Origin of the sequence: Microvirga sp. Mcv34, from assembly GCF_024519725.1 — a bacterium.
Taxonomy (GTDB): Bacteria; Pseudomonadota; Alphaproteobacteria; order Rhizobiales; family Beijerinckiaceae; genus Microvirga.
In genome coordinates, this window is record NZ_JALJRK010000032.1 from 1 (window position 1) to 24,991 (window position 24,991).

A 24,991-nucleotide genomic window follows, 5' to 3' on the forward strand; every position below is an offset into this window, starting at 1 on the left:
CGCAAATCGGTGAGCGAGCTCGGCCTTGCTCCGGGGCTTCCCGTCCACGCCATCATCAAGAGCATCGCCTTCGATCCGGAGGCTCTTGGAACCGTGGCGCCGCAGGATATGTGATATTCCCACCCGTCGAGGTTGCGTCGGCGGCGGAGCCGTGTAGCCTCTCCGACTCTCTTTTCCTGTTTCAAGAGTCCAAGACCATGAACGAACAAGTCCGAAATCCGACCGATGCCGCGTCCCATGCCAAGCTTCTCGACCGCTTGGGGGAAGTCGCCGTCCGCGTCGGGCTGGGGCTGAAACCCGGTCAGGAACTGGTCGTGACCGCGCCGCTCGAAGCCGTCGCCCTGGTGCGGCGCATCACCGAGCATGCCTACAAGGCCGGCGCCTCCCTGGTCACCACGATCTTCTCCGACGAGGAGAGCGCGCTCATGCGCTTCCGGAACGCCCGTGACGAGAGTTTCGACACGGCGGCGGCCTGGCTCTACGACGGCATGGCGGCCGCCTACCGGAACGGCGCGGCGCGGCTCGCCATCGTGGGCGAGGACCCGTCGCTGCTCGCCAAGGAGGATCCGGAGAAGGTCTCCCGCGCCAACCGGGCCCGCTCGAAGGCCTATATGCCGGCCCTCAACATGATCGCCGGCTTCGACATCAACTGGACCATCGTGTCCGCCGCAACGCCCGCCTGGGCCAAGACCGTGTTCCCGGACGATCCGGAAGACGTGGCCGTCGCCAAGCTCTGGCAGGCGATCTTCTCCGCCTCCCGCGTCGATACGCCCGATCCCATCGCCGCATGGGAGACGCACAACGAGACCCTTCAGTCACGCACGCGCCTGCTCAACGGGAAGAACTACGCCGCGCTTCATTTCCGCGGCCCCGGCACCGACCTGCGTGTGGGCCTCGCGGACGGGCATGAATGGAACGGCGGCTCGACCCGGGCGAAGAACGGCGTCGTCTGCAATGCCAACATCCCGACCGAGGAGGTCTTCACCACGCCGCACAAGGACCGGGTGGACGGGCATGTGTCGAGCACCAAGCCGCTCTCCTACAATGGCACCCTGATCCAGGATATCCAGGTGCGGTTCGAGGCCGGACGGATCGTGGAGAGCAAGGCCCGCACCGGAGAGGCCGTGCTGAACAAGGTTCTCGACACGGACGAAGGCGCGCGCCGCCTCGGCGAGGTGGCTCTCGTGCCCCATTCGTCGCCGATCTCGCAGAGCGGACTGCTCTTCTTCAACACCCTGTTCGACGAGAATGCGTCCAGCCACATCGCGCTCGGCCAGGCCTACAGCAAGTGCATCCGCGGCGGCGGGACCATGAGCGACGAGGAGCTCGCGTCGCGCGGGTCCAACAAGAGCCTCATCCACATCGACTGGATGATCGGCTCCGATCGGATCGACGTGGACGGCATCATGCAGGATGGCGGGGCCGAGCCTCTCATGCGTGGCGGCGAATGGGTTACTCAGTAGCGTTATTCGGCCTGTTCGCGCGTTTCCGGCACCCATGACGCCGGAGATTGCCTGATCCGACGCAAACAGACCTTGACGGACCGGGTCCGTGGCTGTGATGGAAGACAGGTATCAAAGAGGTACTGGGCTTATGCAAGTAAGCTCGGTGCCGTCTCGCGAGCATGGATGGATGTCGGATACTGCCAATCGTAGGTCTCAGGACCAAGCCCTCCTGTCGGTTCGCTCCCTGTCGGTGCAGTTCGGCAAGGGGGAGGGAGCCTTCAAAGCCGTCAAGGACGTCAGCTTCGACGTGCAGCCGGGCAAGACCCTGGCAGTGGTCGGCGAGTCCGGGTCGGGCAAATCCGTCACCTCCCTGGCGATCATGCGCCTCACCGACTACACGGGCGGACGCATCACCGGAGGGCAGGTGCTGTTTCGCCCCGACGGGGGCGAGGCGCTCGACCTCGTCAAGGCATCGGATACCAAGCTCAGGGAGATCCGCGGCAACGACATCGCGATGATCTTCCAGGAGCCGATGACGTCGCTCAATCCGGTCTTCACCATCGGCAACCAGATTTCCGAAACCCTGATCCTGCACCAGGGGCTGGGCGGGCGCGACGCACGCCAGCGGGCGAAGGAGCTTCTGCAGAAGGTGCGTCTGCCTGACGCGGACAAGCTGCTCGACCGTTACCCGCACCAGCTGTCCGGCGGCATGCGCCAGCGCGTGATGATCGCCATGGCGCTCGCCTGCAACCCGAAGCTCCTCATCGCCGACGAGCCGACCACCGCGCTCGACGTGACGATCCAGGCGCAGATCCTCAACATCATCCGCGACCTGCAGCAGGAGATGGGCACCGCCGTCATCTTCATCACGCACGACATGGGCGTGGTGGCCGAGATGGCCGACGACGTGGTGGTGATGTGGAAGGGCGAGAAGGTGGAGCAGGCGCCGGTGCGCGACATCTTCGCCGCGCCTCAGCATCCCTATACCAGGGCTCTTTTGTCCGCCGTGCCGCGTCTGGGCAGCCTGAAGGGGCAGCCCTTCCCGAAGCGCACACCCGTGATGGTGATGGACGGCGGGGTCGCCAAGCCCGTCGGCGAGACGCACGAGCAGAACACCGCCGATTACACGAAGCCGATCCTGCAGGTGGACAAGCTCACCACGCGCTTCGATGTGGGCAAGACCTTCTTCGGTCGCGTGACGCATCGTGTCCATGCGGTGGAGGAGGTGAGCTTCGACATCTATCCCGGCGAGACGCTGGCCCTGGTGGGGGAATCGGGCAGCGGCAAGTCCACCATCGGTCGCACCTTGCAGCAGCTCGTCGAGCCGACGGGCGGCACCGTGCGCTTCGACGGTCGCGACATGGCCGCCATGAGCCAGGGCGAGCGGCGGCGCCTGCGGCAGGAGATCCAGTACATCTTCCAGGATCCCTTCGCGTCGCTCGATCCGCGTCATACCGTGGGCTACAGCATCGCGGAGCCGATCATCGTTCATGGCCTGATCAACGACCGCAAGGCGCGCGAGCGGCGCGTGCACGAATTGCTGGAGCAGGTCGGCCTGCAACCGCAGCATGCCAAGCGATACCCGCACGAGTTCTCGGGCGGCCAGCGGCAGCGCGTCTGCATCGCTCGGGCGCTCGCGAGCAACCCGAAGCTCGTGATCGCGGACGAATCCGTCTCCGCGCTCGACGTGTCGATCCAGGCGCAGATCGTCAACCTGCTCATGGAGCTGCAGGAGCAGAAGCGGTTGTCGTATCTCTTCATCACCCACGACATGGCCGTGGTGGAGAAGATCAGCCACCGCGTCGCCGTGATGTATCTCGGACAGATCGTCGAGCTCGGCACGCGCCGGGCGATTTTCGAGAACCCGCAGCATTCCTATACCCGCAAGCTGCTCTCGGCGGTGCCGATCGCCGATCCGCAGCGCGAACGGGCGAAGACGCGGATCGAGGGCGAGATTCCGAGCCCCGTGCGCTCGGTGGGCCAGGAGCCCGCCATCCATCGCATGCGCGAGGTCGAGCCGGGACATTGGGTTGCGATCGAGACCGATCAGCTCCGTGGGGCTGCTTGAGAAGAGCATTTACAAGGGAGACAACAGGATGAAGTTCTCTGCTACGATGAAGGCGCTCGGCCTGACGGCCGCCGTCGCGCTGGCGCCGCTGATGGCATCCGGCGCCCAGGCTGCCGGAACGCTGACCACGGCCGTCGCCATCGATCCCGGCAGCTGGGATCCCATCGACACGTTCCTGGTCGATTGGTCGTCCGCCGCCAACAACATCTTCGACGGCCTGACGGCCCGCGGCGCGGACATGAAGCTGAAGCCCGGTCTCGCGACGTCGTGGGAGTTCCTCGACAACAACAACCGGATCCGCTTCAAGCTGCGCCAGAACGTGAAGTTCCACAACGGCGAGCCGTTCAATGCGGAAGCCGTGAAGTTCACCTTCGACCGCCTCCTCGGCGAGGAGGGCAAGAAGGGCCCGCAGCAGTCGAACTACAATTCCATCGACCATGTGGAAGTCGTCGACGACTCGACGGTCGATTTCGTCATGAAGCAGCCGGATCCCGTCCTGCTGACCAAGCTCGCCGGCTACGGCGGCATGATCGTGCCGCCCAAGTACATTCAGGAAAAGGGCGACGCCTATTTCAACATGAACCCGGTCGGAACCGGGCCATTCAAGTTCGTCGAATACACCCCCAAGGTCAGCCTGACGCTCGAAGCCTTCCCCGAGCACTGGGGCGGCGCGCCGAAGCTCGACAAGGTGGTGACGCGCTTCATCTCCGAGGCGAACACGCAGGTGGCCGAGCTGCAGGCGGGCCGCATCGACGTCGCGACCCTCATCCCGTTCGGCCTCGCGCCGACGGTTGAGAAGAGCCCGAACCTGAGCCTCATCAGCATCACCGGCCCGACCGTGGTCGCCCTGCGCCTGAACACGAAGGACGGTATCACGAAGGACGTGAATGTTCGCAAGGCGCTGATCATGGGCATCGACCGCGATGCGATCATCAAGGCCGTGCTCCTCGGCCACGCGAAGCCCATCGCAAGCTTCCAGTCCGACTTGTCCTTCGGCTACGATCCGAGCATGAAGCCGCTGCCCTTCGACCTCGCCAAGGCGAAGCAGATGCTGCAGCAGGCCAAGGTTCCCGCCGGCGCTCCGGTGCGGATCGACTTCCGCGGCAACGACGCGACGTTCCGCGAAGTGGCACAGGCCGCCGCCGGCTTCCTCCAGGCCCTGGGCCTCAAGCCCTCGCTCCAGCCGCACGAGCCCCCGGTTCTGCTCAACGACATCATTCCGAACGGCAAGACCGGCGAAGCCTGGCACAATGCCTGGGGCGGATGGACCTTCGACTACGACAACACCGCTTACCTGATGTATCACTCGGGTGAGAAGTGGAACCCGTACGACAACGATCCCAAGCTGAATGCCCTGCTCGAGAAGCAGCGCACGATGTACGATGTGAAGGAGCGTGAGAAGGTCCTCCAGGAGATCGCCCGCTACGTGGCCGATCAGGCGCTCGAGATCCCGCTCTACAACCAGAACACGCTCTACGGCGTGAACAAGCGCGTGAAGAACTTCGACGCTCCGGCCGACCGCCGCTTCCGCTTCACGGAAACGACGGTGGAGTAAGAAACTGCCTCGGACATCCTCGTGAAGGTGGATGTCCGAGTCCTTGCCGTTCAAGACAAGGCCCCGCGTCAGCGGGGCCGTTTTTCCAAGAAGAAGGGCCACCTGATGGCGGGCTTCATCCTTAAACGATTGTTGCAGGCTGTTTTCGTGGTCCTTGCCGTGACCCTGATCGTCTCGTTCGCGATCAGGCTGTCGGGCGATCCTGCGATCATGCTGATGGGCGGCGGCAACGTCACCGAGCAGGATCTTCAGAACATCCGCCAGGCGCTCGGGCTCGAGCAGCCGTTCTTCGTTCAGTACCTGAGCTTCCTCGAAGGCATGACCATGGGAGATTTCGGCAAGAGCTTCATGGGCGGCACGCCCGTTTCCATGCTCATCGCCAATGCCCTGCCGGCCACCCTCCTGCTGGCGTTCACGTCCCTGATCGTCTCGATCATCCTGTCGGTGCCTCTCGGGGTCTATGCGGCGGTCAATCGCGGGCGCTGGCCGGATCAGGTGATCCGCATCCTGTCGCTGGTCGGCCTGTCCTTCCCGAATTTCTGGCTCGCGATCATGATGGTGCTGCTGTTCTCCATCGTGCTCGGCCTGCTGCCGCCGAGCGGCATGGAGGGGCCTGAGAGCTTTGTCATGCCGGCGCTGACCATGGCGATCATCCTCACCGCCACCAACGTGCGCCTCGTGCGCACCTCCATGCTGGAGACGCTCTCGCAGCAATACATCATGGTGGCGAGGTCCAAGGGCCTGCGCGACCGGGTCGTCCTCTACAAGCACGCCCTGCGCAACTCGGCCATTCCGCTCGTCACCTATATCGGGCTTCAGTTCGGCGGCCTCATCGGCGGCATCGTCATCATCGAGCGGGTGTTCAACTGGCCCGGGATGGGTACGCTCGCCTTCGACGCCATCTCGAACCGCGACTATCCGGTGCTGCAAGGCACCATCACGGTGCTCGCGCTCTTCATCGTTCTCATCAACCTTCTGGTCGATATCGCCTACGGGCTGATCGACCCGCGCATCCGGACGGAGTAGGGCCCATGGCTGCCGCTCAGGCTGTATCGTCGACGCGCCGGCACTTCCGCTCGCTCGAACTCGTGCTCGGCTTCCTGCTCACCGCGGGCATGGGCCTGGCCGTGCTGTTCTCAGGGATCCTGTTCCCGGACGGTGGCGAGAGCATGGACCTCATGGCGCGCCTCACGCCGCCGTTCCAGAGCCTCGCCCATCCGCTCGGCACCGACCCGCTCGGCCGCGACGTGCTGGCGCGCGTGATCGTCGGCGGCCAGATCTCCCTGACGGTCGGCGTTCTCTCGGTGGTGGGAGCGGTCATCGTCGGAACGATCGTCGGGCTCGTGGCCGGGTATTATCGCGGCATCGCCGAGGTCCTGCTGATGCGCTTCGCCGACATCCAGCTGGCGCTGCCCTTCATCCTGCTCGCCATCATGTTCCTGGCCATTCTGGGCACGGGCGTCGACAAGATCATCTTCTTCATGATCGTCGCCCAATGGGTGCAATATGCGCGGCTCGTGCGCGGCTCCGTGCTGGCTCTTCGCGACCGGGAGTTCATCCTCTCGGCCCGCGCCATCGGGGTCGGCAACGGGCGCATCATCTTCACCCACATCCTGCCCAACGTGCTCGGCCCCATCGTCATCCTCATGACGCTCAACGTGGCCAACAACATCCTTCTCGAAAGCAGCCTCACCTTCCTGGGCCTCGGCGTGGATCCACTCATCCCGAGCTGGGGCGGGATGCTGGCCGACGGCCGCACCTATCTGCAGACGGCCTGGTGGGTCAGCGTGTTTCCGGGGCTTGCCATCATGTTCACCGTGCTCGGCCTGAACCTTCTGGGCGATTGGCTGCGCGATCTTCTCGATCCGACAGGACAGACATCACGATGACGATTTTGCTCGACGAGCGTATCTCGCGCAGTCTCGATATTCTCCTGCGCGAATGGGCCAGAAACGAAAACCGTGGCGCGCATCTTGAGGCTTGGTTCTTCGAGGATGAGGCGGAGCGGCGCGCGGCGGAAGCCGTGCTGGCGGAAGCGGGCGTCCGGGCGCGGCTGCGCAGCGCCTACAAGCCGCTCGTCCATGCCTTCCTCGAAGAGTTCGAAACCGGCGATCTGAAGCGCGTCACCGTGCGCTATCCCGTGCACGAGGAGGCGGACCGGCTCCGCTTTCTCTCGGAGGCCTATCCCCTCGCGGCCCTGCTCGACGGGATCGAAATCGTCTTCGAACCTGGCGCCGCCGACATGACCTACCATGTCACGCTGGAGGACAAGGACGGCCATGTGGCGGAACATGCGGTCTTCGCGCCGAACCGCCTGCGCACCAATCATCTCGACCAGATCGACCTTGCGATGACCGGATGGTTGAAGGTCACCCATCGGCCGGATGGTGCGCCGGATCTCGACGAGCCGTTCGAGACCGAGATCGAGCAGGTCTTCCACGCGGTCATGGCGGCTGTGGCCGCCCATGACTGGCCCGACGCGGAGCCCTATGCGGAGACCATCGCCATCGACGTGACGATTCCGGGTATCGAGCGCCCGCTCGATTACGGCGACGAGGTCATGAGCACCCGCGAGGCGCTGCACGAGGATTTCTATTTCTCGCTGCTCGAATTCTTCAAGCGCAGGTCGGGCCGCCCGCCCGAGGACCGCAGCGTGCAGCCGGGCCAGATCGTGCCCGATATCAGGGCCGGCAACGGCGATGCGCATGTGCGCGTGACGCTGCGCTCGTTCGGACCGCCCGAGAACCCCGTGAGGCCGGAGCAGGATATCGAGACGGCCGAGGCAGCGCCCGGGCTCGAGCAGATCTATCGCGAGCTCACGGCGCTCCCAGGCGACACCTTCGAGGGGATCTCCCGGGAGGGGCGTCCCGTGCGCGGCATTTATCGGGCGGGTTCGCGTCCGGCCGTCCTCGTCACCAGCGGACAGCACGCCAACGAGACCTCGGCCCCGGTGGGGACGCTGAGGGCCGTGCATCGCCTGCTGGCCAATCCCGAGGCCAACATCGCCTATGTTCCCGTCGAGAATCCCGACGGATATGCGCTCCATGGACGGCTGTGCGAGAGCAACCCGCGCCACATGCACCATGCGGCACGTTACACCTCGCTCGGATGCGATCTCGAATATGGGCGCAAGGAGCCGCTCTACGAGATCGGCGCGCGCAACCAGGCGCTGGAGATGTCCGGCGCCCAGCTGCACCTCAACTTCCACGGCTACCCGGCCCATGAATGGACGCGGCCCTTCACCGGCTATCTCCCGCGCGGCTTCGAGCTCTGGTCGATCCCGAAGGGGTTCTTCCTGATCATGCGGCATCATCCCTCCTGGGGCGAGACCGCGCGAACCCTGGTCGAAGCCGTGACGGCCGGGCTCTCGGCCGTGCCGGGACTGGCCGAGTTCAACCGCCGCCAGATCGAGATCTGCTCGATCCATTCCGGCGGGACCCCTTACGAGATCATCAACGACATTCCGTGCCTGATCACGGCGGACGAGCGTCATCCGACGCCGCTGACCCTCATCACGGAGTTCCCCGACGAGACGATCTACGGAGATGCTTTCCGCTTCGCCCATACGGTCCAGATGGCGACCGTCATCGCCGCCGAGGAGGCATATAGCACTCTCATGGGTGTATCTTCCTGAGGTGCGGGGCCCGGTTCTTGGTCTATTCTGTTCGAGGAAGCCAAGGTTCGCGTGAGCGTCGTTCCAACGCGGATGATCGGGCGTGATGGGCGTTATTGCCGCTAAGCCTCTGCTAGGCCGTGTGTTTCAGCGTTCGCAATGCCGGGAAAGGCGATACCCGCCCCAGAACAAGGTCTTGTGCCAGAATATATATATTGTAACATAGCATGGTGGGGGCCAGGGGAGCATCGATACATGCCTATGTCGGGAGATCAAATCCTCACCTATGAGGGGATCAGCCTGCCGTCCTATTGGGGCGGAAACTGGGGCACGGCGACCGCCGACGTGGCCTTCGACCAGATCCGGAACACCGGTGCGAGTTCGGTCGCTATCATCCCATCGTTCTATATGGAGAACAGATACGGCAACGCGATGGGGCTTGCCGATACGAGCCAGTTCAAAAGCGAGACCATCGCACAGACAAGGGCAGCGATGCTCGATGTGACCTCTCGCGGTATGAACGTAATGCTGAAGCCCCACGTGGAGTCCAAGGATTATACGTGGCGTGCGGAAATCCAGCCCACGAACATCCCTTTGTGGTTCCAGAACTACAAGGCCATGATGCTGCAATACGCTCAGCTCGCTCAAGAGACGGGGGCGCCGATCCTCTGCATCGGAACCGAGATGAAGAGTCTGAGCGGCCCAGGGATCATCCCGACCGCCCAGGGCGGCAACGGCACCATGACCTATCGCGACAAGTGGGCGGAGCTCATCGATTCAATCCGCGCCGTTTATGGCGGTAAGATTACCTATGCAGCCACTTATGACGAGGTCACGAAGGTCAGCTTCTGGGACCGGGTCGACTTCATCGGCGTCGACGCTTATCTTCCGCTCACCACCAGCAATACCCCGACAGTCTCCCAGATGATCGATGCCTGGGTTTTGCCGCATACCAATAGCTGGATTCGTGACACGCTCTATCAAGGCAAGTCGGCGATCAAATATTACAAGTCGCTTGCGGAGCAATATGGGAAGAAGGTTCTCTTCACGGAGGTCGGCTACCGCAGCATGGACGGGGCGAACAAGGATCCCGGCGTCTGGGCCAGCAGCGGCACGGTCGATTACCAGGAGCAGCAGGATGCCTATCAGGCACTGTACCATGTGATGAAGAACTACAGCGGCCAGTGGCTCGATGGCGCTTTTCTCTGGAGTTATCACCCATTCGAGAATCCGGAGGCCCACGGAGTTCAGACTATCGACTACACGCCGCAGAACAAGCCGGCGAATACCGTGATTACCAACGGCTACAGCAGCCCTGCCCATGTGACCGGCCTGACGTGGAACGGCACCAGTGCTGCCGACAAGCTGGATGGCGGCTACAATCACGACACCCTCAACGGTGCCGCGGGCAACGACGTCCTGTGGGGAGGCGCGGGTGACGATGTGCTGAACGGCGGGTCAGAGAACGACACGCTGACCGGCGTGTGGGGCAACGACACCCTTGACGGCGGGACGGGCACGAACACCGCCGTCTTCTCGGGCAATCGGTCGAACTACACGCTCGTGGTCAACGGCGATGGCAGCATCACCGTCACGGATCCCCGCGCCGGCAAGGACGGGGTCGATACGCTTCGCAACGTCCAGTTCGCCCAGTTTGCGGACCAGACGATCTCGCTCACCGGAACGACCGATCCCAATACGGCTCCGACCGATATTGCTCTCTCGGCATTATCCATTGACGAATCCGGGACTGCGGGCTCTGTCATCGGCACCCTGAGCGCCACGGATACAGCGGGAAGCACATTCACCTACACGCTCATCGATGATCCGGACAGCAAGTTCCAGATCGTGAACAACGAACTCCAGGTTCGGACTGGCGCGACGCTCGATTTCGAAGACAAGGGCTCGCATCAGGTGACGATCCGGGTCACTGATCAGGGGAACCTGACCTATGACGAGACCTTCACGATTTTCGTGAACAACGTCAACGAGGCTCCGACGAGCCTGACCCTGTCAAGCGCCAGCATCGATGAGAACCGGACTGGTGGCACTCTCGTCGGTACGCTCGTCGGCGTCGACCTCGATGCCGGCAGCACCTTGACCTATGCGATCCTGAGCGATCCGGAGGGCAAGTTTCAGATCCTCGGCAATCAGCTCCAGGTGCGAAGCGGCGCGACGCTGGACTACGAGGCGAAGGCTTCGCATCAGGTCACCGTTCGGGTAACCGACCAAGGCGGCCTCTACAAGGATCAAACCTTCACGGTCGTGGTGAACAACGTCAACGAGGCGCCGACCAGCCTGACCTTGTCCAACACCAGCATCGACGAGAACAGGACGGGTGGTGCTTCCATCGGCGTGCTCACAGGGACGGATCCCGATGCAGGAACTACACTGAGCTACACGATCCTCAACGATCCCGACAGCAAGTTCGCGATTGTTGGAAATGAGCTTCGTCTGCGGACTGGCGCAACATTGGACTACGAAACGCAGACCTCCCATCAGGTCACGGTGCGCGTGACCGATCAAGGTGGGCTCTACAAGGATCAGACCTTCACGATTGCCGTCAACAACATCGAGCCTGAAGGCACGGGCGCACAGGCGCCGACCGACATCGCTCTTTCGACGACGAGTGTGAATGAGAAGTCCACCGTCATCGGGCTTCTGAGCGCTACGGATACCCCCGGCGATACGTTTACCTACGCTGTCGTGAGCGACCCCGACGGCAAGTTCCAGGTGGTCGGCAACGAGCTTCGGGTTCGCAGCGGCGCAGTTCTCGATTACGAGACGAAGACCTCTCATGACGTACGGATCCGTGTCACGGACCAGTCGAACTTCAGCTACGAGAAGACGTTCACGATCACGGTCAACAACGTCAACGAGGCCCCGACCGGCGTCACCTTGTCCAAATCCAACGTCGACGAGAACAGCACGGGTGCTACGGTCGTGGGGCTGCTTGGGGCATTGGATCCGGATGCGAACGGAACCTATACCTACGCACTTGTGAGCGATCCGGATGCAAAGTTCCAGGTCGTCGGCAACCAGCTCCAGGTGCGGAACGGCGCCAGCTTGAATTACGAGGCCAAGATCGCTCATCAGGTCACCGTTCGCGTAACCGACCAAGGCGGGCTTTCTTTCGACAAGGTTCTCACTGTTGCGGTAAACAACGTCAACGAGGCGCCGGCCAGCCTTACGCTCTCCGGAACGCGCATCAACGAGAACAGCCTTGCCGGAGCAGTGGTCGGTACGCTCGCGGCCACGGATCCCGACGCGGGCAGCACCTTCACCTATGCGCTCGTGAGCGATCCCGACGCGAAGTTCCAGGTCGTCGGCAACCAGCTCCAGGTACGCGCTAACGCGAATATCGATTACGAGACCAAGACCTCGCATCAGGTGACGCTGCGCGTCACTGACCAGGGCGGTCTGTCATTCGACAAAGTCTTCACGATCGCGGTAAATAACATCAAGAACGAGAAGATTGTCGCCAAATCGGCAAGCGGCCTTCTTAAGTCTGAGAATTACGACGATACCATCGCGGGCGGCGACGGCGACGACACCATCGTGAGCGCCGGCGGGCGAGACATCCTCACGGGTGGATCCGGCAAGGACGTGTTCGTCTTCAACGCGAAGCCGACTTTCGCGAACATCAAGAAGCTTGCCGATTTCAAGCCGAAGGAAGACAAGATCTGGCTGGATGACAAGTACTTCAAGGCCGGAAAGGGCACGCAGGATCATCCCGGTAAGCTCAAGGCTGCGGCATTCTATACGGGCAAGGCCGCCCACGATGCATCGGACCGGATCATCTACGACAAGAAGACCGGGATCCTGTCCTACGACAAGGACGGGACAGGCGCCGCCGCGCAAGTGCAAATCGGGATCCTTCAGAAGAACCTCAAGCTGACAGCTTCGGATTTCGACATCATTTGAAAGGCCCGATCTCCGCCCGCCCTCTCTGCCATGTCGCCGGAGAGGGCCTTTGCTATGCGGAATTTTACCCTTCCGTGGGCGATATTTCGCGTCCATGGGGTCGACGATCAGGGTAGCACACAAGAACCGAGGCGCCGACGAATGCCGGCGCCGGCAGTCTCTGGCGGCTCTTGTTTACGAACAACCACGCAAAAGGAACCGCGGCCCTTGCGCCGTCGTTAAACACCACCCGTGCAGGGTGGATCTGGTTCGCCATCGAAAAGGGCTCGGAATTCGAAGAGAGAGCTGGCCCTGAGCCGTTGGAACCGGCTCGGGCCCGGTATGTCGGCGGCGATAGCGTGAGGTGTGCCATGGCCCGTCTCTCCTTCAGGGAAGCCGAAGCGGAGCGTTCCATTCATGAGGCGGTTGCGGTTGTCAAGGGCCGCGGCGAGGTGCTTCCGGCCCTCGACGATGGAGAAGCCTTCGGCGCCATGTTCGACCGCTTCTCCGACGCCAAAGTCGTACTCCTGGGTGAGGCGACCCACGGCACGTCCGAGTTCTACCGGGCCCGTGCCGCGATCACGAAACGCCTGATCGAGCAGCACGGTTTTTCCATCGTGGCCGTCGAGGCCGACTGGCCGGATGCCGCGCGCATCGACGCCTATGTGCGCCACCGCCAGGCTGCCGACGAGGATGATAGCGCCTTCCAACGATTTCCCACCTGGATGTGGCGCAACGAGGAGGTCTACGACTTCGTCAACTGGTTGCGCGACTTCAACAAGGAACGGGCGGAGGACGAGCGGGCCGAGTTCCGCGGTCTCGACGTCTACAGCCTGAACAGCTCGATCCGCTCCGTTCTCGACTATCTCGACAAGGTCGATCCGGAGGAGGCCCGGGAGGCGAGGGGGCGCTATGGCTGCCTGAGCCCCTGGCAGTCGGACCCGGCCCGCTACGGCCGCGCCGTCCTCACCGGGCAGAAGAAGCCCTGCGACGAGGCGCTGCTGCGCCAGCTCCAGGATCTCCTCGACAAGCGGATGGATTATCTCCAGGCCGATGGCGGCGAGGAGTTCTTCGACGCGGTGCAGAACGCCAAGATCGTCCACGCGGCCGAGCACTACTACCGGATCATGTACGAGGGGGCGACCGAATCCTGGAACCTGCGTGATCGGCACATGTTCGAGACCCTGCAGAGCCTGCTCGCGCGGCGCGACAACGCCAAGGCGGTGGTCTGGGCCCACAATTCCCATATCGGCAACGCTGCGGCGACCGCCATGGGCTGGCAGGGCGAGTTCAACATCGGCGAGCTTTGCCGCAAGGCCTATCGCAACGAGGCCGTCCTCGTCGGGTTCGGGACGGACCGGGGCACCGTGGCGGCCGCCGACGACTGGGACGAGCCCATGCAGGTCAAGACCGTCCGTCCCGCCAGGCCCGACAGCCACGAGCGCGTCTTCCGGGATACGGGCCTTGGGCGCTTCCTGACCGACTGGCGCGAGAACGGCCAGGCCGAGCTGACCGCTGTTCTCTCTCGTCCTCGTCTGGAGCGGGCCATCGGCGTGGTCTACCGTCCGGAGACGGAACTCTACAGCCATTATTTCGAGGCGGTCCTGGCCGAGCAGTTCGATGCCTTTGTCTGGTTCGAGGAAACACGGGCCGTGAGACCGCTCACGCATGCGCACGGGCATGGAATGCCGGAGACGTACCCGTTCGGACTTTGATCCGGATATTTCTCCCGCAACCAGGGGATGACACTCTCCGCCATGACATCCGCCACGTCATGGCCGTTCCCGGACTTGATCCGGGAATCGGACCCGGCCATCCACGCCTTCGCTACATCCTCCATCCTCATCCTGAGGAGCAGCGCAGCTGCGTCTCGAAGGATTGCCCCGTGCTCTCTGGAGCCTCCTTCGAGACGGTCGCTGCGCGACCTCCTCAGGATGAGGGCGGGGGTGTGGCGGAAGCAATGTTCTTACTTTGTTCTTGACAGCAGGATTAACCTTAGCTATATCATTACTTATCCCCGCCCGACGAGGGGCGCGCTCGCGAGGCGTCAGCAAGTGAGGGGGTGGGGAACGGTCCTGACGCAGGTCTCGCACGCCTGCGATGGGAGGCCCTTGGCAGCCTTGTGCTGGTTCCAAGTCTAAACGCCTAAAAGTACCGTGCGGGACGAGCAGTTCGGCTCTTCCAACAAACCTACACAGAGCGAGCCGGGCTGCCCGACACGCCACCCTCGACCCCTGACGGCTCGCAGCGCAAGCTGCGGGCCCACAGGCGCTGGCTTTCCGGAACTCCGCTGGCGACATTCCTCCGCCTTGCCCCGGCAGGCCGCCCCTGATAACTGACAGCCAATCCCATTCAACCGATCATCAAGCAGGGCTTTTTCCGTGTCCCGACAGTTCATCTACCACATGCGTGGCCTCTCCAAGACCTATTCGGGCGGCAAGAAGGTCCTGGACAACGTTCATCTCTCCTTCTACCCGGACGCCAAGATCGGCGTGCTCGGCGTCAACGGCGCCGGTAAGTCGACCCTGCTGCGCATCATGGCCGGCACCGACACCGATTGGTCCGGCGAAGCCTGGGTCGCCGAGGGCGCCCGGGTCGGCTACCTGCCGCAGGAGCCCCAGCTCGATCCGTCCAAGAACGTCCGTGAGAACGTCATGGAGGGCGTGGCCGCCAAGAAGGCGATCCTCGACCGCTACAACGAGCTCGCCATGAATTATTCCGAGGAGACGGCGGACGAGATGACCCGTCTTCAGGACGAGATCGAGGCCAAGGGCCTGTGGGATCTCGATTCCCAGGTCGACCAGGCCATGGACGCCCTGCGCTGCCCGCCGGACGACTGGTCCGTGGACAAGCTTTCGGGCGGCGAACGTCGCCGTGTGGCCCTGTGCAAGCTGCTCCTGGAGCAGCCTGAACTCCTGCTTCTCGACGAGCCGACCAACCACCTGGACGCCGAGACGACGGCCTGGCTCGAAGGGCACCTGCGCAATTATCCGGGCGCGATCCTGATCGTCACCCACGACCGCTACTTCCTCGACAACGTGACGGGCTGGATCCTGGAGCTCGATCGCGGCCGGGGCATCCCCTACGAGGGCAATTACTCCTCCTGGCTGGAGCAGAAGCAGAAGCGCCTTGCGCAGGAGGGGCGCGAGGACGCGGCTCACCAGCGCACCATCGAGCGCGAGCGGGAATGGGTTGCCGCCTCGCCGAAGGCCCGTCAGGCCAAGTCGAAGGCCCGTATCCAGCGCTATGAGGAGCTCGTGGCCAAGGCCAACGAGAAGGGCCCGACTACGGCCCAGATCATCATCCCGATCGCCGAGCGCCTGGGCAACAACGTCATCGAGTTCGACAACCTCAAGAAAGCCTTCGGGGACAAGCTGCTTATCGACGGCCTGTCCTTCAAGCTGCCGCCGGGCGGCATCGTCGGCGTCATCGGCCCGAACGGTGCCGGCAAGACGACGCTGTTCCGCATGATCACCGGACAGGAGCAGCCGGACGAGGGCTCGATCAGCATCGGCGAGAGCGTGAAGCTCGGCTATGTCGACCAGAGCCGCGACTCGCTCGATCCCAACAAGACCCTCTACGAGGAGATCTCGGGCGGCAACGAGGTGCTCTATCTCGGCAAGCGCGAGATCAATGCCCGCGCCTATTGCGGCGCCTTCAACTTCAAGGGTTCCGACCAGCAGAAGAAGGTCGGCGTGCTCTCAGGCGGCGAGCGTAACCGCGTGCACCTCGCCAAGATCCTGAAGTCGGGCTCCAACGTCCTGCTCCTCGACGAGCCGACCAACGACCTCGACGTGGATACGCTCCGCGCGCTCGAAGAGGCGCTCGAGGATTACGCGGGCTGCGCCGTGATCATCTCGCACGATCGTTGGTTCCTCGACCGCATCGCAACCCACATCCTCGCCTTCGAGGGCGACAGCCACGTGGAATGGTTCGAGGGCAACTTCGCCGATTACGAGGAAGACAAGAAGCGCCGCCTCGGCACGGATTCTACGATCCCGCACCGGATCAAGTACAAGAAGTTCTCGCGGTAAGGACTGGCGGTATTCTTCTTTAAGCATGTGGAACGCGGGATCGGGCATCCGTCCGCCCGCGTTCTTTTTGTATCCTTGTACCTGTCGGTCACGAACTCCTTGCTTGAAACTTTCATCCTGAGTTCAGGGAAGGATATCTATTCTTGCTTCAAAGGCTGGGAACGAAGCAAATGTTTCAGCTTTGGCGTTCAAAGCACGTTCCCGCCAGGAGGCTAAAATGTCTCGGTTCAAGGTTATTCTGGTTGCGGGCTGTGCCGCGTTGACGATGAGTGGTGTTGCGGCGGTTTGGGCTCCTGCACAGGCCGGTGAGAGCACGGGCCGTTGGCGCGACGGATCCTACGTCACGCCCTACGGGATCGTCCGTCCAGACTACGGTTACGGTTATCGTCCCTATCATCATCGCGGCCCGGATGCCGGCGGCGCCCTGGCTGCCGGTGTGGTCGGGGGCTTGGCACTTGGCGCATTGGCAGCGCGTCCCGCCTACGGATACCCCGCTCGTCCGGCCTATCCTGCCTATTACGGCTCGCCGGCCTACGAAGCGCCGCCCTGCTATACGGTGCGTCGCCGCTTCGTGGATGAGTGGGGCCGGGTCGTCATCCGACGGGATCAGGTCTGCGAGTGATCTGAGCGAGGAGGGTTTCATCAGCCCTCCTCTTTGAAATGCGCGCAGCGCCAACGCTCGGCTTTCCGGTTCCGCCTCCTCCCAGCGAACTTCCGCCGACCCAGTTGGGTTCTTCCTCAAAACGGTGTATGACCCTTGAGGCACGAGACATAAGAAGAGAGTCCACGTGCCAGCCGATCATCTCACGACCTTTCAATCCGTTGCCACGCCTGAAGAAGCCGTCGAGCGGCTCATCGCGCTCCATGACAGCGCCATCGAGGCGCAGCGCATGGCTCTCGACCATTTCTTCTCCACCGGCACGCCGCCCACGCCCTTCGAGCGGTCCCGCTTCCGCTATCCGGAGCTGCGGCTGGATTACCGGTCGACCTCTCTGCCGCCGGTCAAGCAGCGGGCTTATGCCAAGTTCCAGGGACCGGGCGTCTACGCCACCACGATCACGCAGCCGGCCTTCTTCCGGAACTACCTGCTGGAGCAGCTGAATTATCTGGTCCGCGATTACGGGGCCACCATCGAGATCGGCGTCAGCGACCAGGAGATTCCTTACCCTTATGTCTTCGAGCGCGGCGACGAGCTGGGGCGCGGAGCCCATTCGGCGTCCGAACTCGCCCAGCATTTCCCGACACCGCTCCTCGCCAAGGTGGGCGACGAGATCGCCGACGGTACCTGGGTTTTCCATGAGGGCGAGCCCCGGCCCCTGGCGCTCTTCGATGCCGCCCGGGTTGATTACTCGCTCCGCCGCCTCGTGCATTACACCGGCAGCGACTGGCGCTGCGTCCAACCCTGGATTCTCCTCACCAACTACCACCGCTACGTGGACCAGTTCATCCGTTGGGCCGTGAAGGAGATGGCCGACGAGGCGGGGCCTTATACGAGGCTCGTGCTCCCCGGTGGCGTCGTCATCGAGCGGGGGCTGAACGAGGCCGACGTCGAGGAATTGATCGGCTCCTCGCCCTGGCACCGGTTCCAGATGCCGGCCTATCACCTCATGCGCAAGGACGGGCAGGGGGTGACGTTGGTCAATATCGGGGTCGGTCCGTCCAATGCGAAGAACATCACCGACCATCTGGCGGTGCTGCGGCCTCATTGCTGGCTCATGGTCGGGCATTGCGGAGGGTTGCGCCAGTCGCAATCCATCGGCGATTACGTGTTGGCCCACGGCTATCTCCGGCGCGACCACATCCTCGATAGCGCCGTGCCACCCGAGATCCCGATCCCGGCCCTGGCTGAAATCCAGGTCGCCCTGCAGGATGCGGCGGTGCGGGTCACTGGCGAAAAAGGCGAGGAGCTGAAGCGGCGCCTGCGGACCGGCACGGTCGTGACCTACGACGACCGGAATTGGGAGCTGCGCTGGAGCCAGGAACGGCGCCAGATCAATCTCTCCCGCGCCATCGCGGTGGACATGGAGAGCGGCACCATCGCGGCCCAGGGCTATCGCCTGCGGGTTCCCTACGGCACCCTCCTGTGCGTCTCGGACAAGCCGTTGCACGGGGAGATCAAGCTTCCGGGCGCGGCCAACGCCTTTTACGAGCGGGCGGTGAGCGAGCACCTCATGATCGGACTCGCGGCTCTCGACATCCTGAAAGGCCAGCGGTCTTCCTTGCATTCACGCAAGCTGCGCAGCTTCGACGAACCGCCGTTCCGGTAAGTGATGTAGGTTGGTAGCCGATTGGCAGCGGCTACCACATTCACAGAAAAACCCATCTGTCACAGCCACGCTGATCCGCCCTTGCGTCGACAGGGGAATGACACCTCCTATCAGACGGTCTGCGCAACCATTCGCTTGCTCTCTCGTCAAAGTAGACATAAATATATCTTTATATGTAAGAGCGAGTTTTGGCCGTGCCGGACACCCCGTCCCCATCGCTGGACCTGACCCTGGATGTCCTAAGGGCAGCCGCCGAGGAGACGCGCCTGCGGATCCTCGCGCTGCTGACCGAAGGTGAGCTCTCCGTCTCCGACCTCACGGACATCCTCGGGCAGTCCCAGCCGCGTATCTCCCGTCACCTGAAGCTTCTCGTCGAGGCCGGCCTCGTGGAGCGTCACCGGGAAGGGGCCTGGGCGTTCTTCCGGCTCACCGACCGCGGTGTCGCGCTGCGGATCATCCGCCCGACCCTAGAGAGCCTCGACCGGTCCGATCCGCAGCTTCTGGAGGACCGCACCCGCCTCGACGGCGTGCGGGCCCAGCGCTCGCAGGCCGCCCAGGCCTTCTTCTCCCGCTTGGCACCGGAATGGGACCGGATCCGCTCCCTCCACGCCCCCGAGACGGTGGTCGAGGCGGCGGTTCTCGAAGCCCTCGGACCGGCCAGGATCCGCAACCTCGTGGATCTCGGCACCGGCACCGGCCGGATGCTGCAATTGCTGGCGCCGCGGGCGAGCCGCACGGTCGGGCTCGATGCCAGCCACGCCATGCTCTCGGTGGCCAGGGCCAATCTCGAGAAGGCGGGCCTGCGCGGCATCGAGCTGCGCCAGGGCGACATCTACGCGCCACCGTTCCCGCGCGACACGTTCGACCTCGTGGTCATCCATCAGGTGCTGCATTACCTGGACGACCCGGCGCGGGCGATCCGCGAGGCGGCGCGCCTCGTGGCGCCGGGCGGGCGGATCCTCGTGGTCGATTTCGCCCCGCATAACCTCGAATTCCTTCGCGAGGCCCAGGCGCATCGCCGTCTCGGCTTCGCGCCCGCCCAGGTCGCCGGTTGGCTCGACGAGGCGGGCCTCGACTGCACCCTCAACCGGGAGATCGCTCCGCCGGCGCAAGGCGACGAGCAATTGACCGTATCCCTTTGGCTCGGCCAGGACCGCCGCGTGGTGACGGATTGGCCGATGAGTGAACCCGACAGAGAGGTCGCCTGATGTCACCGCTCGCCCTGCGTCCCAGCCGGCAGAACACCTCTCCCATCAAGGTCTCGTTCGAGTTCTTCCCGCCGAAGACGCCCGAGATGGAAACGACGCTGTGGACGTCGATCCAGCGTCTGGCCCCCCTTCATCCGCATTTCGTCTCCGTGACCTATGGGGCGGGCGGCTCCACCCGCGAGCGCACCCATGCGACGGTGTCGCGCATCCTGAAGGAAACGCCTCTCAAGCCCGCCGCGCATCTCACCTGCGTGGCCGCGACCAAGGACGAGGTGAACGGTGTCATCCGCTCCTATTGGGACGCGGGCGTGCGCCACATCGTGGCCCTGCGCGGCGATCCGGTGGGCGGCATCGGAACGGCCTATGAGCCGCATCCGGGAGGATATCAGCAGGCCTGCGATCTCGTCGCGGGCATCAAGGCCATCGGCGATTTCGAAGTGTCCGTGTCTGCCTATCCGGAGAAGCATCCCGAGGCCGCTTCGCTGGATGCGGATATTGATGCCCTGAAGAGCAAGGTCGATTGCGGCGCGGACCGCGCCATCACCCAGTTCTTCTTCGACAACGATTTGTACTTCCGTTATCTCGACCGCGTCCGCGCACGTGGCATCGACATCCCGATCGTGCCCGGCATTGTGCCGGTGCAGAACTTCAAGCAGACCGCCAACTTCGCCTCCAAGACCGGCGCCAGCGTTCCCGGCTGGCTCGCCGCGCGCTTCGAGGGCCTCGAAAACGACGTGGAAACACGCAAGCTCATCGCCGCCGCCGTCGCCGCCGAGCAGGTCTTCGATCTGCTCGATCGTGGGGTGAACGAGTTCCATTTCTACACCATGAACCGCGCGGATCTGGTCTATGCCATCTGCCATCTGCTCGGCCTGCGCGATCAGAGCGTGAAGGCGGCGGCCTGATTGTCCCGATGCCCGGCCAAGCCGGGCATTCGCTTTCGCAACGTTGAATGAGTTTCATCGGCCGGTGCCAATCCGACCGCGCTGAAAAGAGAACAGATCGAATGACCGCGTATATTCCTCGCCCGGCCGATGGGGCCGATGTGATCAAGGCGCTCCACGAAGCGGCCTCCCAGCGGATCCTCGTGCTCGACGGCGCGATGGGAACGGAGCTGCAGCGCTCGCGCTTCTCGGAAGAGGATTTCCGCGGCGAGCGCTTCAAGGACTGGAAGCAGGACGTCAAGGGCAACAACGACCTGCTCATCCTCACGCAGCCCGATGCGGTGCGCAGCGTGCATCTCGACTATTTCCGAGCGGGCGCGGACATCGTGGAGACGAACACCTTCTCCGGCACCTCCATCGCCCAGGCCGATTACGGCATGGAGGAGATCGTCTACGAGCTGAACTTCGAGGGCTCGCGGCTTGCCCGCGAGGCGGCGCTGATCGCGGAAAAAGAAGACGGCCGCCGCCGCTTCGTGGCTGGCGCCATCGGCCCGACGAACCGCACGCTTTCGATCTCGCCCGACGTGAACAATCCCGGCTACCGCGCCGTGACCTTCGACCAGGTGCGCGAGGCTTACGCCGAGCAGGTGAGGGGGCTCGTCGACGGTGGCTCGGAGATCATCCTGATCGAGACGATCTTCGACACGCTCAACGCCAAGGCCGCCATCGTGGCGACGCATCAGGTCTTCGCCGAGAAGGGCGTGAAGCTCCCGATCATGATTTCGGGAACCATCACGGACCTCTCCGGCCGCACGCTGTCGGGCCAGACGCCGACCGCGTTCTGGCATTCGGTGCGCCATGCGGAGCCGTTCTCCATCGGCCTCAACTGCGCGCTCGGCGCGCGCGAGATGCGGGCGCATATCCAGGAGATCGGCAAGGTGGCCGATACCCTGGTCTGTGCCTATCCGAATGCGGGATTGCCGAACGAGTTCGGCCTGTACGACGAAAGCCCGGCGGCCACCGCGCGGATGATCGCGGAATTCGCCGACGCGGGCCTCGTCAACGTGGTCGGCGGCTGCTGCGGCACGACGCCGGATCATATCCGCGCCATAGCCGAGGCGGTCGCAGGCAAGACGCCGCGAACGATTCCGACCATACAGCCGCTCATGCGCCTGTCGGGTCTCGAGCCGTTCACACTCACCTCCGACATTCCCTTCGTGAACGTGGGTGAGCGCACGAATGTCACGGGCTCCGCCAAGTTCCGCAAGCTCATCACGAACAACGATTACGCGGCCGCTCTCGACGTGGCGCGCGATCAGGTGGCGAACGGCGCGCAGATCATCGACGTTAACATGGACGAAGGCCTGCTCGATTCCGAGAAGGCCATGGTGGAGTTCCTCAACCTCGTGGCGGCGGAACCCGACATTGCCCGTGTTCCCGTGATGGTGGATTCGTCCAAGTTCCACGTGATTGAGGCCGGCCTCAAGTGCATCCAGGGCAAGGCCATCGTGAACTCGATCTCCATGAAGGAGGGCGTGGAATCCTTCATCGAGCAGGCGAGGATCTGCCGTTCCTATGGGGCCGCCGTCGTCGTCATGGCCTTCGACGAGCAGGGCCAGGCGGATATCCTTGAGCGCAAGGTCGAGATCTGCACGCGCGCCTACAAGATCTTGACCGAGCAGATCGGCTTCCCGCCGGAAGACATCATCTTCGATCCGAACGTGTTCGCGGTCGCCACCGGCATCGAGGAGCATAATGGCTACGGCGTCGCCTTCATCGAGGCGACGCGCATCATCCGCGAGACGCTGCCGCACGCCCATATCTCGGGCGGCGTGTCGAACCTGTCCTTCTCGTTCCGCGGCAACGAGCCGGTGCGCGAGGCCATGCATTCCGTGTTCCTGTTCCACGCCATCAAGGTCGGCATGGACATGGGCATCGTGAATGCCGGGCAGCTCGCCGTCTACGACGAGATCGATCCCGAGCTGCGCGAGCTGTGCGAGGACGTGGTCCTCAACCGCCGTCCCGACGCGACGGAGCGGCTGCTGGACGCGGCGCCGCGCTTCAAGGGCGACGGCGCGGGCGCCGTAAAGGTCGCGGATCTCGAATGGCGCACCTGGCCCGTGGGCAAGCGCATCGAGCATGCGCTCGTCAACGGCATCACCGAATTCATCGAGCAGGACACGGAAGAGGCCCGGCAGGAGGCCGAGCGTCCGCTGCACGTGATCGAAGGGCCGCTCATGGCCGGCATGAACGTGGTCGGCGATCTCTTCGGCGCCGGCAAGATGTTCCTGCCGCAGGTGGTGAAATCCGCCCGCGTCATGAAGCAGGCCGTCGCCTATCTCATGCCGTTCATGGAAGCCGAGAAGGAAGCGACCGGAGACACCGGGCGTTCCGCCGCCGGCAAGGTGCTCATGGCGACCGTGAAGGGCGACGTGCACGACATCGGCAAGAACATCGTCGGCGTGGTTCTCGCCTGCAACAACTACGAGGTCATCGATCTCGGCGTCATGGTGCCGGCCCAGAAGATCCTGGAGACGGCGCGCAAGGAGAACGTGGACGTGATCGGCCTTTCCGGCCTCATCACGCCGTCGCTGGACGAGATGGTGAACGTGGCGAGCGAGATGGAGCGCGAGGGCTTCGACATTCCGCTCCTCATCGGCGGCGCCACCACGAGCCGCGTGCACACGGCGGTGAAGATCCACCCGAACTACAACAAGGGCCAGGCCGTCTACGTGACCGATGCCAGCCGCGCTGTCGGCATCGTGTCGTCGCTCCTGTCGCCCGACATGAAGGACGGCTATGTGGAGACACTGCGCTCCGAATACCGCAAGGTGGCCGATGCCCATGCCCGCTCGGAGGCCGACAAGCAGCGCCTGTCGATCGAGAAGGCGCGCACCAACCGCTTCACGCCTGACTGGACGACCTACCAGCCGCCCAAGCCCAGCTTCACCGGCGCGCGCGTGTTCCGCAGCTACGATGTGGGCGAGCTCGTGCCCTATATCGACTGGACGCCGTTCTTCCAGACCTGGGAGCTGAAGGGCCGCTTCCCGGCCATCCTCGACGACGAGAAGCAGGGTGAGGCCGCGCGGCAGCTCTGGGAGGATGCTCAAGGCATGCTCAAGCAGCTCGTGGAAGAGCGCTGGTTCAACCCCAAGGCGGTGATCGGATTTTGGCCCGCCAACGCGGTCGGCGATGACATCCGCCTCTATACGGGCGAGAGCCGCGGCGAGCCGCTCGCGACCTTCCACGGCCTGCGCCAGCAGCTCTCGAAGCGCGACGGCAAGCCCAATCTCTGCCTGAGCGATTTCATCGCTCCCGCCGAGAGCGGGAAGCCCGATTGGATCGGCGCCTTCGTGGTCACATCGGGGATCGAGGAGGTGCGCATCGCCGAACGCTTCGAGCGCGCCAACGACGATTACCGCTCGATCATGGTGAAGGCCCTGGCGGATCGCATCGCGGAGGCCTTCGCCGAGCGCATGCACGAGCGCGTCCGCAAGGAGTTCTGGGGCTACGCACCCGAGGAGAACCTTGGCCAGGAGGGACTGATCGGCGAGGAGTACCAGGGTATCCGCCCGGCGCCCGGCTATCCGGCGCAGCCCGACCATACGGAGAAGGCGACGCTGTTCAGCCTGCTCAACGCCGAGCGCAGCATCGGCGTGACGCTCACCGAGTCCTACGCCATGTGGCCGGGCTCCTCGGTGTCCGGCCTCTACCTGTCGCATCCGGACGCCTATTATTTCGGCGTCGCCAAGGTCGAGCGCGATCAGGTGGAGGATTATGCGGCCCGCAAGGACATGAGCATCGCCGAGGTCGAACGTTGGCTCGCCCCGATCCTCAACTACGATCCGGCGAGCTATCGCGTCATGGCGGCGGAGTAGACCATCAATCTCCTGTGTCATCCCCGGCCAGTCGAAGGCGAGGGAAGGGGATCGCCGCACGAGAGTGGCGCGGGTTCACCTCTCCCTGAGGGAGAGGTCGACGCACGGCAGTGCGGCGGGTGAGGGGTTACATCCT

Annotated in this window: 14 protein-coding genes; all 14 read left to right on the plus strand. The window is 63.7% G+C overall.

Annotation, left to right across the window (positions count from 1 at the left end; translation table 11 throughout):
- Positions 1-197: 197 nt before the first annotated feature.
- Complete coding sequence (locus OC446_RS17120) at positions 198-1,463, plus strand: aminopeptidase (protein ID WP_262030236.1); 1,266 nt, start codon at positions 198-200, stop codon at positions 1,461-1,463.
- Positions 1,464-1,632: 169 nt separating this feature from the next.
- Complete coding sequence (locus OC446_RS17125; protein ID WP_262030237.1) at positions 1,633-3,513, plus strand: ABC transporter ATP-binding protein; 1,881 nt, start codon at positions 1,633-1,635, stop codon at positions 3,511-3,513.
- Positions 3,514-3,541: 28 nt separating this feature from the next.
- Positions 3,542-5,068, plus strand: coding sequence for an ABC transporter substrate-binding protein (locus OC446_RS17130; RefSeq protein WP_262030238.1), 1,527 nt, complete (start codon positions 3,542-3,544; stop codon positions 5,066-5,068).
- Positions 5,069-5,173: 105 nt separating this feature from the next.
- Positions 5,174-6,094 carry an ABC transporter permease gene (locus tag OC446_RS17135; protein ID WP_262030249.1) on the plus strand — a complete coding sequence of 307 codons (921 nt, stop codon included), beginning with the start codon at positions 5,174-5,176 and terminating at the stop codon, positions 6,092-6,094.
- A 5-nt stretch (positions 6,095-6,099) separates the two neighbouring features.
- Entirely contained in the window at positions 6,100-6,957 is an 858-nt protein-coding gene (locus OC446_RS17140; protein WP_262030239.1) for an ABC transporter permease, read from the plus strand.
- Positions 6,954-8,702 carry a M14 family zinc carboxypeptidase gene (locus OC446_RS17145; RefSeq protein WP_262030240.1) on the plus strand — a complete coding sequence of 583 codons (1,749 nt, stop codon included), beginning with the start codon at positions 6,954-6,956 and terminating at the stop codon, positions 8,700-8,702. Before OC446_RS17140 ends, OC446_RS17145 begins: the two co-directional genes overlap by 4 nt.
- Positions 8,703-8,936: 234 nt before the next feature.
- The gene (locus OC446_RS17150; RefSeq protein ID WP_262030241.1) at positions 8,937-12,605 is read left to right on the plus strand and encodes a cadherin domain-containing protein; all 3,669 of its coding nucleotides are present in this window, start codon (positions 8,937-8,939) and stop codon (positions 12,603-12,605) included.
- Positions 12,606-12,955: 350 nt separating this feature from the next.
- A complete protein-coding gene (locus OC446_RS17155) occupies positions 12,956-14,299 on the plus strand; it encodes an erythromycin esterase family protein (RefSeq protein WP_262030242.1) in 1,344 nt (447 codons plus the stop codon).
- A 666-nt stretch (positions 14,300-14,965) separates the two neighbouring features.
- Positions 14,966-16,618, plus strand: coding sequence for an energy-dependent translational throttle protein EttA (gene ettA, locus OC446_RS17160; RefSeq protein ID WP_262030243.1), 1,653 nt, complete (start codon positions 14,966-14,968; stop codon positions 16,616-16,618).
- Positions 16,619-16,835: 217 nt separating this feature from the next.
- Positions 16,836-17,240 (plus strand): hypothetical protein, encoded by a 405-nt coding sequence (locus OC446_RS17165; RefSeq protein ID WP_262030244.1) that lies wholly within the window; start codon positions 16,836-16,838, stop codon positions 17,238-17,240.
- Positions 17,241-17,406: 166 nt separating this feature from the next.
- Complete coding sequence (locus tag OC446_RS17170; RefSeq protein ID WP_262030245.1) at positions 17,407-18,885, plus strand: AMP nucleosidase; 1,479 nt, start codon at positions 17,407-17,409, stop codon at positions 18,883-18,885.
- A gap of 194 nt (positions 18,886-19,079) precedes the next feature.
- On the plus strand, positions 19,080-20,093 hold the full coding sequence (locus OC446_RS17175; protein ID WP_262030246.1) for an ArsR/SmtB family transcription factor: 1,014 nt from the start codon (positions 19,080-19,082) through the stop codon (positions 20,091-20,093).
- Positions 20,093-20,998: a methylenetetrahydrofolate reductase [NAD(P)H] gene (metF, locus tag OC446_RS17180; protein ID WP_262030247.1), complete on the plus strand. Its 906-nt coding sequence runs from the start codon at positions 20,093-20,095 to the stop codon at positions 20,996-20,998. Before OC446_RS17175 ends, metF begins: the two co-directional genes overlap by 1 nt.
- Before the next feature lie 101 nt (positions 20,999-21,099).
- Entirely contained in the window at positions 21,100-24,855 is a 3,756-nt protein-coding gene (gene metH, locus OC446_RS17185; protein WP_262030248.1) for a methionine synthase, read from the plus strand.
- Positions 24,856-24,991 lie beyond the last annotated feature (136 nt).